The following is a 13,278-nucleotide window of genomic DNA, read 5'->3' as shown; positions in this document are numbered from 1 at the left end:
GCCCGGTCAAAAACGGCGGATACAAAAATAGCGTTCAAGGTTACCCTTGAACGCTATTTTTTTGCCCGAACGAAACGCGAGGCGTCATGAGCGAGTTTTTCCAACCCAATGCCCAGGTCATCCAGCAACGCTGGCCGGCGTTGTTCGAGCGGTTGCTGGCGGAAGACAGCTCAGTCGTTCAAGCCGAACTGGTGCAGGGCATGGGCTCGACGCTCAGCGTTAACGGCATTCAACTGACCAGCCGCCACGACCGGGTCCACGAAGCCCGCATCCAGGCGGCCAGCCTGGCGGAAAAACCGCAGCTGCACGTGTATGGCACTGGCCTCGGTGATCTGCCAGCGGTGCTGCTGGAGCGCGCTGGCCTTGAGCAGTTGTACGTGCATATCCTCAATGGCGCGTTGTTCGCGCTGGTGCTGCAACTGCTTGATCAACGGCAATGGCTGGACGATCCGCGCGTGCAGCTGTTCTATGCCGGTGATCTGTCAGACATCTGCACGCCGTTTTTCGCCTTGCCGGCGGAGATGCTGCTGGCCGATGACTTTAACGCGAAGATCCGCGATCGGCTGGTCAGCGAAGTGCACCTGAGCTTCAACAATCGTGAGTTCGATCCACACTTGCCGTTCATTCAACAGCGCTTGCAGGACTGCCTGCCGGTGTTGCTGGGCGATGACGATGTGGCGCAGTTGTTCGGCAGCGCCAATGGCCGGGAGATCTATGTGATCGGCACCGGGCCGACCCTGGAAGGGCATTTCCAGCGTCTGGCGGCGATGCACGCGCAGGCTGAACGTCCATTGTTGGTGTGCGTCGATACCGCTTACCGGCCGCTGCGTGAACACGGCATCGTCCCGGATCTGGTGGTCACCATCGATCAGCGCATCAGCTTCCGGCATCTGCCGTTCGAGGACTCCGCTGGCATCCCGCTGGTGTATCTGCCCATGAGCGATCCTGTGGTGCTGACCGCCTGGAAGGGCAAGCGCTACGGCGGTTACTCGGCCAGTCCGGTGTACGCCGCGTTGTGTGAGCAATACCCGCGCGGGCAACTGCATGTTGGTGGCAGCGTGATTCATCCGGCGGTGGACCTTGCGGTGAAGATGGGCGCGTCGCGCATTACCCTGTTCGGTGCTGACTTCGCCTTCCCGATGAACAAGACCCATGCTGGCTGGAATGACGGTGATCTGGGGCCGGGGGTCGATCAGGCGCGGCACTGGGTACAGGACGGCCATGGTCAGCGGGTCAGCACCCAGCTGAATTTTCGCGGCTATCTGTGTGTGCTGGAGCGCTATATCGCCGCGCATCCGCAGGTGCAGTTTTTCAACAGCAGTCGGGCAGGCGCATTGATCGCCGGGACGCAGTTCAATCAGGAGTTTGTGCAATGACGACGATTGAGCAGTGCGTCGACGAGTGCCGGCAGTGCGCCGGGCTGTTTCGGCTCGGGCGGGATGTCGAGGCGGCACTGGATATGGTCGATGTGTTCGGGGGCGCGCAGCAGTTGCTGATAGCCAAACCTGCGCAGATTCAGCAGGACTGGGCCTTTGTACTCACGCACATGCTCGATTGTCAGGAGCGTCAGGACTGGTTGGGGCTGGCTGACTGGATGGAGTACGAGTTGATCGAAGTGTTGCAAAAAGCACGATCGGCAACGTGAGCGACCGCACTGGCCCGCGGCTTTAGGTGGGGGTCGGTTTTATGGCGTCATTTTTTCGCAGGTGGGAGGGCGCTAAGCCCTTGTTTTCTCGGGGGTGGCAGGGTGATGGCAAATTTTTTTCAAAAAACCCTCAAGCAACTTGCCAACCCGACGATAACTATTACGAAGGTTCTCTAGGCCATTCCAGGCGGTTGCCAGGGCCGGAAGCCGCAGTACCCAACCAACGAGGAATTCGTCATGGCTTTAACAGTAAACACCAACACCACGTCGCTGAACGTTCAAAAGAACCTCAACCGTGCTTCCGATGCTCTGTCGACTTCGATGCAGCGCCTGTCTTCCGGCCTGAAAATCAACAGCGCTAAAGACGACGCTGCCGGCCTGCAGATCTCCACTCGTATGCAATCGCAAATCCGTGGTGGCAACCAGGCTATCCAGAACGCCAACGACGGTATCTCCGTTGCCCAGACCGCTGAAGGCGCTCTGCAAGCTACTACCGACATCCTGCAGCGTATGCGTGAACTGGCTGTTAAAGCACGTACCGGCACCAACGGCACTGCTGACCAGAAAGCGACCAACCTTGAATTCGCCGACATGTCCGACGAAATCAGCCGTATCGCTGCTTCCACCAACCTGAACGGCAAAAACCTGCTGGACGGTTCGGCTGGTACTGTGACTCTGCAAGTTGGCGCTAACACCGGTACTGCCAACCACATCGACCTGGTACTGAGCTCCAAGTTCGACGCCGTCAGCCTGTCCGTGGACAAAGGTACTCTGGCTCTGACCGGTACTGACGCTGCAAACGCCGGTAGCAACATCGACGCCGCCATCACCGCAATCGACGCTGCTATCGCTGCGATCGGTGATACCCGTGCCAGCCTGGGTGCTTCGCAAAACCGTCTGACCAGCACCATCTCCAACCTGCAGAACATCGTTGAGAACACCACTGCTGCACAGGGTCGTGTACAAGACACCGACTTCGCCGCAGAAACTGCTAACCTGACCAAGCAGCAAACTCTGCAGCAGGCTTCGACCTCCGTTCTGGCTCAAGCCAACCAACTGCCTTCCGCTGTACTGAAGCTGCTTCAGTAATTTCGGAATGAGTTCGGGCGGGGGAGTGCGCTAGTCGTGCTCTCTCGCCTTTTTACGTTAGGAGGTGATGAGCATGGACATGAGCGTGAAGCTTAACCAGTCTTATCCGGCTCCCAAGCCAGTAACGCCGGTTGCTGACAAACCGTCAGAGACGCCTGAAGTCAGCAAGGTGCAAGCGCCGGTCGCTGCCAAGAGTCAGGATACGGACGATGCCAAGTTGAAGCTGGCGGTGCAGGAGATCGAAAAGTTTGTTCAGTCGATCAAGCGCAATCTGGAGTTCTCCATCGACGAACATTCCGGAAAGGTCATCGTCAAGGTGATCGCAAGCGAGACGGGTGAGGTCGTTCGACAGATCCCCTCCGCAGAAGCCCTCAAGCTGGCAGACAGCCTCGCCAACGCGAGCCACGTATTGTTCGACGCCAAAGTCTGAGAGCTGGCATGAATAGTGTTTGTCTTTCTTTAATGACGCCGGAAAGGGTCAAAAGAACGGCAGCAAACTGAAGGGAGATGCACATGGCAAGTCCAATTTTACCGGGTTCGGGCCTGGGTTCCGGCCTGGACATCGGTGCGATCGTTACTGCGCTGGTCAACGCCGACAAGTCGCCGAAGCAGACGCAAATCGATACTGCGACCAAAGCCAACACGCTGAAGATTTCCGGCATCGGTTCGTTGAAGAGCGCGCTGACGGCGTTCCAGACGGCAATGACCAATCTGAGCAGCAAAACCAACCCTGCGTTTGCCGGCTTCACCGCCACTTCGGCCAATACGTCGGTTCTGAACGCCACTGCCGACAGCACCGCAGTAGCGGGAAGCTACAACGTAGTCGTGAGTCAGCTGGCCACCGGTTCGAAAATCGCCAGTGCCTCTTTCGCCGGCGGCGCCTCCAGTGCCATTCCGAGTGGTACCCTGAAAATCAGTCAGAATGGCACTGATTACAATGTCGACATCCCGGCCGATGCCACCTTGCAGAGCACCCGTGATGCGATCAACAAGGCTCAGGGCGCCAACGGTATTTCCGCCAACATCGTGACCGACGCCAATGGCGCTTCGCGTCTGGTGATCAGTTCGAGCAAGACCGGCGAAGGTTCCGACCTCACCGTCAGCGGTATTGCCGGTCTGGAAATTGATGGCACCAAGGCAATGAGCGGCACTCCGGCGGCAGGTGATTCAGGCGCCGTCAACGGCGTTGCAAAAAATGCCCTGTTGACCATTGACGGCCTTCAGGTAAGTAGCAAAAGCAATACTGTTACCGGCGCAATCAGTGGCCTGACCCTGAATCTGACGACGGTCAGCGCTAACGCGAACTCTCCGACTGTTGTCAGCGTAGATGCCAACACCAAAGGCTTGCAGACATCGATTCAGTCGTTTGTCGACGCTTACAACACTCTGAAGACCACCATTGATACGTTGTCCAAGGCGACGCCGGACGCCGATGGCAAGCTGACCGTGCAAGCGGCCTTCACTGGCGACGCGATGCCGCGCGCGCTGATTGCCGACGTGCGTGCCGAGTTGACGGCCAAGGGCGCTGGCGGTCCATTGGCCGTACTGTCCCAGCTGGGCGTAATGACCGATCGCAACACCGGTAACCTGACGTTTGATACCGCGGCTTTCACCAAGACCATGGCCCAGCCAGGCATGACTGGCCAGGTTCAGCAATTGTTCACCGGCACCGATGACACCAACGGTCTGCTGGCGCGCATGACCAAGGCAACGGACCCGTACCTCAAGCCGGCGGCAGGTGATATCACCGGCAGCGGTTTGCTTGATCAGCGCATGGCCATCCTCAACAAAAACACGCGCAATCTTACCGATCAGCAGACGGCTCTGGATGTACGTGTTGCCAACCTGACCAAGACGTTGACTGCCAAATACAACGCCATGGACTTGCTGGTCGGGCAGATGAAGGCCACGGCGAGCAACATCACGTCGTTCTTCAGCACGCTGAACGCTCAGCAATCCGCGAAGTAACAGGCAAGAACGACAAAAACCCGGCTACGCTTTATCGGCGTGCGCCGGGTTTTTGTCTTTTGATCTAAAGTTCTGTGGCTCGTTGGCGATACACTGGTTATACGAGTCAATGTGGCAAATGAGGTAGAACATGAATCCAATGTTAGCCCTTCGGCAATACCAGAAAGTCGGCGCGCACGCCCAGACATCCGAGGCGAGCCCGCACCGTCTGGTACAAATGTTGATGGAAGGCGGTCTGGAGCGCATCGCTCAGGCCAAGGGCGCTATCGAGCGCAAGGATATTCCCGCCAAGTGCACGGCCATCAGTAAAGCCGTTGGCATCATTGGTGGGCTGTGTGAAGGCCTGGATCTGGAAAACAGTGCTGATTCGGTAGGTGAGCTCAACCAGCTTTACATCTACATGATGAAGCGACTCGCTGAGGCCAACGTCAAGAGCGATCCGAAAATCCTCGACGAAGTTGCCGGCCTGCTGCGCACCGTAAAGGAAGGCTGGGACGGCATCGCTCCGCCAGGCCCCCAGTTTTAAGGAGAGCACCATGAGTCTTGTATTGCAGCGAATCGCCGACACCCGTGAAGCGCTGGTCAGTGCGCTGGCCGAACGCAACTGGGAAGCCATTGGCGAGCTGGATCTGGCTTGCCGTTCCTGCATGGAAGACGTCATGGCCGAGGCCTCGCTGGATGAGGAGGCCTTGCGCAGTAACCTTGAGGAGTTGCTCCACGTTTACAAGGAGCTTCTGGAGGCGGCCATGGGTGAGCGGCAGGCGATAGCCAACGAGATGTCGCAGATCACCCAAGCGCAAAAGGCGGCAAAGGTTTACCATCTGTTTGGTTAATTAACCCCCAGTTAATCCAGACATGTGCGCCATAAATTTGACTGTGCACGGTTTTTTGACTTAACTAGTGGCTGTTTTCAGATTTCAGGCGTCTACAGGCACAAGGTGTCCTGCAAGCGTCTCGCTTGCCCCATTTTTCGGGCATTGAGTTGACTAGGGAAGTTGCTATTGCATGTGGCGTGAAACCAAAATTCTGCTGATCGACGACGATAGCGTCCGCCGCCGCGACCTGGCGGTGATTTTAAATTTTCTCGGCGAAGAAAATTTACCCTGCGGCAGCCATGACTGGCAGCAGGCTGTCGGCTCTTTGTCATCGAGTCGTGAAGTCATCTGTGTACTGATCGGGACGGTAAATGCTCCGGGTGCACTTTTGGGCTTGTTAAAGACACTCTCGACGTGGGATGAGTTCCTTCCGGTTTTGCTGATGGGCGATAATTCTTCCGTCGACCTGCCGGAAGACCAGCGCCGCCGGGTGCTTTCGACCCTGGAAATGCCGCCCAGCTACAGCAAACTGCTCGACTCCCTGCACCGTGCCCAGGTCTATCGCGAGATGTACGACCAGGCCCGCGAGCGTGGCCGTCATCGCGAGCCCAACCTGTTCCGCAGCCTGGTCGGCACCAGCCGGGCGATTCAGCACGTCCGGCAGATGATGCAGCAAGTGGCCGATACCGACGCCAGCGTGCTGATCCTCGGCGAGTCCGGCACCGGCAAGGAAGTGGTTGCGCGCAACCTGCATTACCACTCCAAGCGTCGCGACGCGCCGTTCGTGCCAGTCAACTGCGGGGCGATCCCGGCAGAACTGCTGGAAAGCGAACTGTTCGGCCACGAGAAGGGCGCCTTCACCGGCGCGATCACCAGCCGTGCCGGGCGTTTCGAACTGGCCAACGGCGGCACGCTGTTCCTCGATGAAATCGGCGACATGCCGCTGCCGATGCAGGTCAAGCTGCTGCGCGTGCTGCAGGAGCGCACCTTCGAGCGCGTGGGCAGCAACAAGACCCAGAGCGTCGACGTACGCATCATTGCCGCGACCCACAAGAATCTCGAAAGCATGATCGAGATCGGCACCTTCCGCGAAGACCTCTACTATCGCCTGAACGTGTTCCCGATCGAGATGGCGCCGCTGCGTGAGCGCGTCGAAGACATTCCGCTGCTGATGAACGAACTGATCTCGCGCATGGAGCACGAAAAGCGTGGTTCCATCCGTTTCAACTCGGCGGCGATCATGTCGCTGTGCCGTCACGGTTGGCCGGGCAACGTCCGCGAACTGGCCAACCTGGTGGAGCGCATGGCGATCATGCATCCGTACGGTGTGATCGGCGTGGTCGAGTTGCCGAAGAAATTCCGCTACGTCGACGACGAAGACGAGCAGATGGTCGACAGCCTGCGCAGCGATCTCGAAGAGCGCGTGGCGATCAACGGTCATACGCCGGACTTCACCGCCAACGCGATGCTGCCGCCGGAAGGCCTGGACCTCAAAGACTACCTCGGCGGTCTGGAGCAGGGTCTGATCCAGCAGGCGCTGGACGATGCCAATGGCATTGTGGCGCGTGCCGCCGAACGTCTGCGTATTCGTCGCACCACACTGGTGGAGAAGATGCGCAAGTACGGCATGAGCCGGCGCGAAGGTGATGAACAGGCGGATGATTGACGCCTGTTTTTCAACACCTTCATTTATAAGCAGTTTTTTTTAGGCACGGGTATTGCTACAGCCCTCGCAACGTTCCGTTTAACTGACGGTCAGCCAAGCGAGAGAACACAATGCCCCACGCCCAGATGTCATCTGCCTCCAATGTCGAGGGGCAACCGTCGTCCGTAGAGCAGACGAGCCGCCTGGGGCTTGAGCAGGCGTTCGCACTGTTCAATCAGATGTCCAGCCAGTTGACCGATTCCTACAGCATGCTTGAAGCCCGGGTCACCGAGCTCAAGGGTGAGCTGGCGGTAGTCAGTGCCCAGCGCATGCAGGAGCTGGCCGAAAAAGAACGCTTGGCCAACCGTCTGCAAAACCTCCTTGATCTGTTGCCCGGTGGCGTCATCGTGATTGACGGCCACGGCATGGTTCGCGAAGCCAATCCGGCGGCGATCGACCTGTTGGGGCTGCCGCTGGAGGGCGAATTGTGGCGCCATGTCATCGCGCGTTGCTTTGCCCCGCGTGAAGACGACGGTCATGAAATCTCCCTGAAAAACGGTCGACGCCTGTCGATTGCCACCCGCTCGCTGGATGCCGAGCCAGGGCAATTGGTGTTACTCAATGACCTGACAGAAACCCGCCACCTTCAAGCTCAATTGGCGCGCCATGAGCGCCTGTCGTCGCTGGGGCGCATGGTCGCCTCGCTGGCCCATCAGATCCGCACGCCGTTGTCCGCCGCGTTGCTTTACGCCAGTCATTTGACCGAGCAGGAACTGCCCGTCGCCACCCAGCAGCGCTTCGCCGGTCGTCTCAAGGAGCGCCTGCATGAACTGGAGCATCAGGTGCGCGACATGCTGGTGTTCGCCCGTGGCGAGCTGCCGCTGACCGATCGGGTCACCCCGAATGCGTTGATGCAGTCGCTGCAAGCGGCGGCGCTGACCCATGTGCAGGATTTGCCCATTCGCTGGCAGTGCGACAGTCATGTCGGCGAATTGCTGTGCAACCGCGACACCCTGGTCGGGGCGATTCTCAATCTGATCGAAAACGCAATTCAGGCCAGCGACGGCAATGTGCGCCTGAAGGTGCATTGCTACACCCGCGACAACAGTCTGCGCCTGTGCGTCAGCGACAGTGGCAGCGGCATTGATCCGCTGGTGCTGGAGCGTCTCGGTGAGCCATTTTTTACTACCAAAGTAACCGGCACCGGGCTTGGCCTGACCGTGGTCAAGGCTGTGGCGCGAGCACATCAGGGAGAATTGCAGCTGCGTTCGCGTGTCGGGCGTGGCACGTGCGCGCAGGTGATCCTGCCGCTGTTTTCCGCTGTACAGGGAGCTGAGTAAACGTCATGGGCATCAAGGTTTTGCTGGTCGAGGATGACCGCTCGTTGCGCGAAGCGCTGGCCGATACGCTGTTGCTGGCGGGCCACGACTACCATGCAGTCGGCAGTGCCGAAGAGGCGCTGCAGGCGGTCGAGCGCGAAGCGTTCAGTCTGGTGGTCAGCGACGTCAACATGCCTGGCATGGACGGCCATCAACTGCTCGGTTTGCTGCGTGCGCGGCAGCCGCAATTGCCGGTGCTGCTGATGACTGCGCACGGCGCGGTCGAGCGTGCGGTGGATGCGATGCGCCAGGGTGCGGCGGATTACCTGGTCAAGCCATTTGAGCCCAAAGCGCTGCTGGACCTCGTTTCGCGGCATGCCTTGGGCAGCATCAGCATTACAGATTGCGAAGGTCCGGTGGCGGTCGAGCCGGCTAGTGCGCAGTTGCTCGAACTGGCGGCGCGGGTGGCACGCAGTGATTCCACGGTGCTGATCTCCGGGGAGTCCGGCACCGGCAAGGAAGTGTTGGCGCGTTACATCCACCAGCATTCCCATCGTGCCAATCAGCCGTTCATCGCGATCAACTGCGCGGCGATTCCCGACAACATGCTCGAGGCCACGCTGTTCGGCCACGAGAAAGGCTCGTTCACCGGCGCCATCGCGGCGCAGGCCGGCAAGTTCGAACAGGCCGATGGCGGCACCATTCTGCTCGACGAAATTTCCGAAATGCCCCTGGGCCTGCAAGCCAAGTTGCTGCGGGTGCTGCAGGAGCGTGAAGTCGAGCGCGTCGGTGCGCGCAAGCCGATCACCCTGGATATTCGCGTAGTCGCGACCACCAACCGTGATCTGGCCGGCGAAGTGGCAGCGGGGCGTTTCCGTGAAGACCTTTTTTACCGTCTGTCGGTTTTTCCCCTGGCCTGGCGTCCACTTCGCGAGCGCACTGCCGATATCTTGCCGCTGGCCGAGCGGTTGCTGAACAAACACGTCAATAAAATGAAGCATGCGGCGGCGAAACTTTCGCCAGACGCCCAAGCGTGCCTGACCCATTACCCATGGCCGGGCAATGTGCGTGAGCTGGATAACGCGATTCAACGGGCGCTGATTCTGCAGCAGGGCGGTTTGATCCAGCCGCAGGATTTCTGTCTGACCGGCGCGGTGACGTTTAGCGCAGCGCCGGCCGTCGCGCCGCTGCAACCGCAGGTGCGCGAGATTGAAGTCGAGGCCGAATCCGCCGGTGCACTGGGCGATGACCTGCGGCGTCGGGAGTTCCAGATGATCATCGACACCCTGCGCACCGAGCGTGGCCGACGCAAGGAAGCCGCGGAAAAACTCGGTATCAGCCCGCGTACCCTGCGCTACAAACTGGCGCAGATGCGTGATGCCGGGATGGACGTCGAAGGGTATCTGTTCGCTACCTGAAAGTTGTCGCAGTCAATTGTGGGAGCGAGCTTGCTCGCGAAAGCGGTGGGGCAGTTGCGAAAATGTCGACTGATTCTCCCTCTTCGCGAGCAAGCTCGCTCCCACAGTGATTTCACGGTGCCTGGACGGGCTTTTATAAAATAAGTCCGCGGAGCTGGCACCGTTGTTGCTAATACCTGTGTACCCGCCGAGTGAGTGTCAAAAAATTGCGGGCCGCCCAAGAGAGTAGACCATGAGCCAAGGTATTGAATTCAATCGGTTGATGATGGACATGAAGGCCATGAAAATGGACGCCATGGCCACGCCGAAATCGACTGCCGCCGTCCCTGAACTGGCAGGCAGCAGCTTTTCCGACATGCTCGGTCAGGCCATCAACAAAGTCAGCGATACCCAGCAGGCGTCAACTCAGTTGGCCAACGCATTTGAAATCGGCAAGAGCGGCGTCGATCTGACGGACGTGATGATCGCCTCGCAGAAAGCCAGCGTGTCGTTCCAGGCTCTGACCCAGGTGCGCAACAAGCTGGTTCAGGCTTATCAAGACATCATGCAGATGCCGGTTTAAGGACGAGATTGAGTCATGGCAGAAGCAGTCGCCGATAACGTTCCGGCCAAGGCCACCCCGATAGACGGCAAACCGCCGCTGTTCGGCCTGTCCTTCCTGGAAAACCTCTCCGAGATGACCATGCTGCGTCAGGTGGGCCTGTTGGTCGGCCTGGCTGCGAGCGTGGCGATTGGCTTTGCCGTGGTGCTGTGGTCGCAGCAGCCGGATTACCGTCCGTTGTACGGCAGCCTTGCCGGCATGGACGCCAAGCAGGTCATGGACACCCTGGCCTCCGCCGACATCCCTTACACCGTCGAGCCGAACTCCGGCGCCTTGCTGGTCAAGGCCGACGACCTGTCCCGTGCGCGGATGAAACTCGCGGCCGCTGGTGTCACTCCCAGCGACGGCAACATCGGTTTCGAAATCCTCGACAAGGAACAGGGTCTGGGCACCAGCCAGTTCATGGAAGCGACCCGTTACCGTCGCGGCCTTGAAGGCGAACTGGCGCGCACCATCTCCAGCCTGAACAACGTCAAGGGCGCCCGCGTGCACCTGGCGATTCCGAAGAGCTCGGTGTTCGTGCGTGATGAACGCAAGCCAAGCGCTTCGGTGCTGGTCGAACTGTACTCCGGGCGTTCGCTGGAGCCGGGTCAGGTGGTGGCGATCATCAACCTGGTGGCGACCTCCGTTCCCGAGCTGAGCAAATCGCAGATCACCGTCGTCGACCAGAAGGGCAATCTGCTCTCCGATCAGGCGGAAAACTCCGAAATGACCATGGCCGGCAAGCAGTTCGATTACAGCCGCCGCATGGAGAGCATGCTCACCCAGCGCGTACACAACATTCTGCAGCCGGTACTGGGCAACGATCGCTACAAGGCTGAAGTCTCGGCCGACATCGATTTCAGTGCCGTCGAATCGACCGCCGAGCAGTTCAACCCGGACCAACCGGCGTTGCGCAGCGAGCAGTCGGTCAACGAACAACGCACCGCCAGCAATGGCCCGCAAGGTGTACCGGGTGCCCTGAGCAACCAGCCGCCAGCGCCGGCTTCGGCCCCGCAGACCACCGGTGGTGCGCAAGCTTCTACCGGGATGATTCAACCCGGTCAGCCACTGGTGGATGCCAACGGTCAGCAGATCATGGACCCGGCCACCGGCCAGCCGATGCTCGCGCCGTATCCGGCGGACAAGCGTCAACAATCCACCAAGAACTTCGAGCTCGACCGTTCCATCAGCCACACCAAACAGCAGCAGGGTCGCCTGAATCGTCTGTCGGTGTCGGTGGTGGTCGACGATCAGGTCAAGGTCAATGCGGCCAACGGTGAAACCACCCGCGCGCCGTGGAGCGCCGACGAATTGGCGCGCTTCACCCGTCTGGTGCAGGACGCGGTCGGCTTCGATGCCAGCCGTGGCGACAGCGTCAGCGTGATCAACATGCCATTCTCCGCCGAGCGCGGTGAAGTGGTCGCCGATATTCCGTTCTACTCCCAGCCATGGTTCTGGGACATCGTCAAACAAGTGCTGGGTGTGCTGTTCATCCTGGTGCTGGTGTTTGGTGTGCTGCGTCCGGTGTTGAACAACATCACCGGCGGCGGCAAAGGCAAGGAGCTGGCCGGTCTGGGCAGCGACGTGGAACTCGGTGGCATGGGCGGCCTGGACGGCGACCTGGCCAACGACCGCGTGAGCCTCGGTGGTCCGCAGAGCATTCTGTTGCCTAGCCCGAGCGAGGGTTACGACGCACAACTGAATGCAATCAAGAGTTTGGTGGCCGAGGATCCGGGTCGCGTGGCTCAGGTCGTGAAAGAGTGGATTAACGCAGATGAGTGATAACCGAGCCGCAACCGTCAAACTGAACAAGGTCGACAAAGCCGCGATTCTGCTGCTGTCCCTGGGTTCGACCGATGCCGCGCAAGTGCTGCGCCACATGGGCCCCAAAGAGGTTCAGCGGGTCGGTGTGGCCATGGCCCAGATGGGCAACGTCCATCGCGAGCAGGTCGAGCAGGTCATGAGCGAGTTCGTCGACATCGTCGGCGACCAGACCAGCCTCGGCGTCGGCTCCGACGACTACGTGCGCAAAATGCTCACCCAGGCGCTGGGTGAAGACAAGGCCAACGGCCTGATCGACCGCATCCTGCTCGGTGGCAACACCAGCGGCCTCGACAGCCTGAAGTGGATGGAACCGCGCGCGGTTGCCGACGTGATCCGCTACGAACACCCGCAGATCCAGGCGATCGTGGTGGCTTACCTCGATCCGGATCAGGCCGGTGAAGTGCTCGGCAACTTCGACCACAAGGTGCGTCTGGACATCATCCTGCGCGTGTCGTCGTTGAACACCGTGCAACCGGCTGCGCTGAAAGAACTGAACCAGATTCTCGAGAAGCAGTTCTCCGGCAACTCGAATGCCTCGCGCACCACCCTGGGTGGCATCAAGCGGGCGGCGGACATCATGAACTTCCTCGACAGCTCGATCGAAGGCCAGCTCATGGACTCGATCCGCGAAGTCGACGAAGACCTGTCCGGTCAGATCGAAGACCTCATGTTCGTGTTCAACAACCTGGCCGACGTCGACGACCGTGGCATTCAGGCGCTGTTGCGCGAAGTCTCTTCCGACGTGCTGGTGCTGGCCCTCAAGGGTTCGGACGAAGGCGTCAAGGAGAAGATCTTCAAGAACATGTCCAAGCGTGCGGCCGAGCTGTTGCGCGACGACCTCGAGGCCAAAGGCCCGGTGCGCGTCAGCGACGTGGAAACCGCGCAGAAGGAAATCCTCACCATTGCCCGTCGCATGGCCGAGGCCGGCGAGATCGTGCTCGGTGGCAAGGGCGGCGAGGAAATGATCTAAGC

The 13,278-nt window shown here is 59.7% G+C and carries 13 protein-coding genes; all 13 read left to right on the top strand.

Annotation, left to right across the window (positions count from 1 at the left end; genetic code table 11):
* Nucleotides 1-86: 86 nt before the first annotated feature.
* The 13 genes from ACIP8I_RS15130 to fliG all read left to right on the top strand — a co-directional run bounded on the left by ACIP8I_RS15130 (nucleotide 87) and on the right by fliG (nucleotide 13,276).
* A complete protein-coding gene (locus ACIP8I_RS15130) occupies nucleotides 87-1,376 on the top strand; it encodes a motility associated factor glycosyltransferase family protein (RefSeq protein WP_400762092.1) in 1,290 nt (429 codons plus the stop codon).
* A complete protein-coding gene (locus ACIP8I_RS15125) occupies nucleotides 1,373-1,645 on the top strand; it encodes a hypothetical protein (protein ID WP_400762090.1) in 273 nt (90 codons plus the stop codon). The genes ACIP8I_RS15130 and ACIP8I_RS15125 overlap by 4 nt, the downstream gene beginning before the upstream one ends.
* Before the next feature lie 237 nt (nucleotides 1,646-1,882).
* Complete coding sequence (locus tag ACIP8I_RS15120; protein ID WP_367083837.1) at nucleotides 1,883-2,734, top strand: flagellin domain-containing protein; 852 nt, start codon at nucleotides 1,883-1,885, stop codon at nucleotides 2,732-2,734.
* A gap of 73 nt (nucleotides 2,735-2,807) precedes the next feature.
* Nucleotides 2,808-3,164 (top strand): flagellar protein FlaG, encoded by a 357-nt coding sequence (locus ACIP8I_RS15115; RefSeq protein WP_007966227.1) that lies wholly within the window; start codon nucleotides 2,808-2,810, stop codon nucleotides 3,162-3,164.
* An 83-nt stretch (nucleotides 3,165-3,247) separates the two neighbouring features.
* Nucleotides 3,248-4,702 (top strand): flagellar filament capping protein FliD, encoded by a 1,455-nt coding sequence (fliD, locus tag ACIP8I_RS15110; RefSeq protein ID WP_007966229.1) that lies wholly within the window; start codon nucleotides 3,248-3,250, stop codon nucleotides 4,700-4,702.
* 130 nt (nucleotides 4,703-4,832) lie between these two features.
* Complete coding sequence (gene fliS / locus ACIP8I_RS15105) at nucleotides 4,833-5,228, top strand: flagellar export chaperone FliS (protein ID WP_007966231.1); 396 nt, start codon at nucleotides 4,833-4,835, stop codon at nucleotides 5,226-5,228.
* 10 nt (nucleotides 5,229-5,238) lie between these two features.
* Nucleotides 5,239-5,535: a flagellar protein FliT gene (fliT, locus tag ACIP8I_RS15100; protein WP_007966233.1), complete on the top strand. Its 297-nt coding sequence runs from the start codon at nucleotides 5,239-5,241 to the stop codon at nucleotides 5,533-5,535.
* Between the two features lie 172 nt (nucleotides 5,536-5,707).
* A complete protein-coding gene (locus ACIP8I_RS15095; protein ID WP_003222863.1) occupies nucleotides 5,708-7,183 on the top strand; it encodes a sigma-54 dependent transcriptional regulator in 1,476 nt (491 codons plus the stop codon).
* Between the two features lie 125 nt (nucleotides 7,184-7,308).
* A complete protein-coding gene (locus tag ACIP8I_RS15090; RefSeq protein ID WP_367086224.1) occupies nucleotides 7,309-8,502 on the top strand; it encodes an ATP-binding protein in 1,194 nt (397 codons plus the stop codon).
* Between the two features lie 5 nt (nucleotides 8,503-8,507).
* Complete coding sequence (locus tag ACIP8I_RS15085; protein WP_400762086.1) at nucleotides 8,508-9,899, top strand: sigma-54-dependent transcriptional regulator; 1,392 nt, start codon at nucleotides 8,508-8,510, stop codon at nucleotides 9,897-9,899.
* 232 nt (nucleotides 9,900-10,131) lie between these two features.
* Nucleotides 10,132-10,461 (top strand): flagellar hook-basal body complex protein FliE, encoded by a 330-nt coding sequence (fliE, locus tag ACIP8I_RS15080; protein WP_003222869.1) that lies wholly within the window; start codon nucleotides 10,132-10,134, stop codon nucleotides 10,459-10,461.
* 15 nt (nucleotides 10,462-10,476) lie between these two features.
* Entirely contained in the window at nucleotides 10,477-12,264 is a 1,788-nt protein-coding gene (gene fliF, locus ACIP8I_RS15075; RefSeq protein ID WP_007966239.1) for a flagellar basal-body MS-ring/collar protein FliF, read from the top strand.
* A complete protein-coding gene (fliG, locus tag ACIP8I_RS15070; RefSeq protein WP_007920042.1) occupies nucleotides 12,257-13,276 on the top strand; it encodes a flagellar motor switch protein FliG in 1,020 nt (339 codons plus the stop codon). The genes fliF and fliG overlap by 8 nt, the downstream gene beginning before the upstream one ends.
* Nucleotides 13,277-13,278: the final 2 nt, after the last annotated feature.

It is taken from the genome of Pseudomonas sp. NPDC088414 (genome assembly GCF_044753325.1).
In the GTDB taxonomy this organism is placed as follows: domain Bacteria; phylum Pseudomonadota; class Gammaproteobacteria; order Pseudomonadales; family Pseudomonadaceae; genus Aquipseudomonas.
The sequence above is the reverse complement of the archived record's forward strand: the minus strand, read 5'-3'. Positions and strand labels throughout refer to the sequence as shown.

Bases quoted from the DNA above. Each gene is read 5' to 3' on its own strand.
- fliG (WP_007920042.1), top strand. From the start codon at position 12,257: ATGAGTGATAACCGAGCCGCAACCGTCAAACTGAACAAGGTCGACAAA.
- fliF (WP_007966239.1), top strand. From the start codon at position 10,477: ATGGCAGAAGCAGTCGCCGATAACGTTCCGGCCAAGGCCACCCCGATA.
- ACIP8I_RS15095 (WP_003222863.1), top strand. From the start codon at position 5,708: ATGTGGCGTGAAACCAAAATTCTGCTGATCGACGACGATAGCGTCCGC.
- ACIP8I_RS15085 (WP_400762086.1), top strand. From the start codon at position 8,508: ATGGGCATCAAGGTTTTGCTGGTCGAGGATGACCGCTCGTTGCGCGAA.
- fliE (WP_003222869.1), top strand. From the start codon at position 10,132: ATGAGCCAAGGTATTGAATTCAATCGGTTGATGATGGACATGAAGGCC.
- ACIP8I_RS15115 (WP_007966227.1), top strand. From the start codon at position 2,808: ATGGACATGAGCGTGAAGCTTAACCAGTCTTATCCGGCTCCCAAGCCA.
- fliS (WP_007966231.1), top strand. From the start codon at position 4,833: ATGAATCCAATGTTAGCCCTTCGGCAATACCAGAAAGTCGGCGCGCAC.
- fliT (WP_007966233.1), top strand. From the start codon at position 5,239: ATGAGTCTTGTATTGCAGCGAATCGCCGACACCCGTGAAGCGCTGGTC.
- ACIP8I_RS15090 (WP_367086224.1), top strand. From the start codon at position 7,309: ATGTCATCTGCCTCCAATGTCGAGGGGCAACCGTCGTCCGTAGAGCAG.
- ACIP8I_RS15125 (WP_400762090.1), top strand. From the start codon at position 1,373: ATGACGACGATTGAGCAGTGCGTCGACGAGTGCCGGCAGTGCGCCGGG.
- fliD (WP_007966229.1), top strand. From the start codon at position 3,248: ATGGCAAGTCCAATTTTACCGGGTTCGGGCCTGGGTTCCGGCCTGGAC.
- ACIP8I_RS15120 (WP_367083837.1), top strand. From the start codon at position 1,883: ATGGCTTTAACAGTAAACACCAACACCACGTCGCTGAACGTTCAAAAG.
- ACIP8I_RS15130 (WP_400762092.1), top strand. From the start codon at position 87: ATGAGCGAGTTTTTCCAACCCAATGCCCAGGTCATCCAGCAACGCTGG.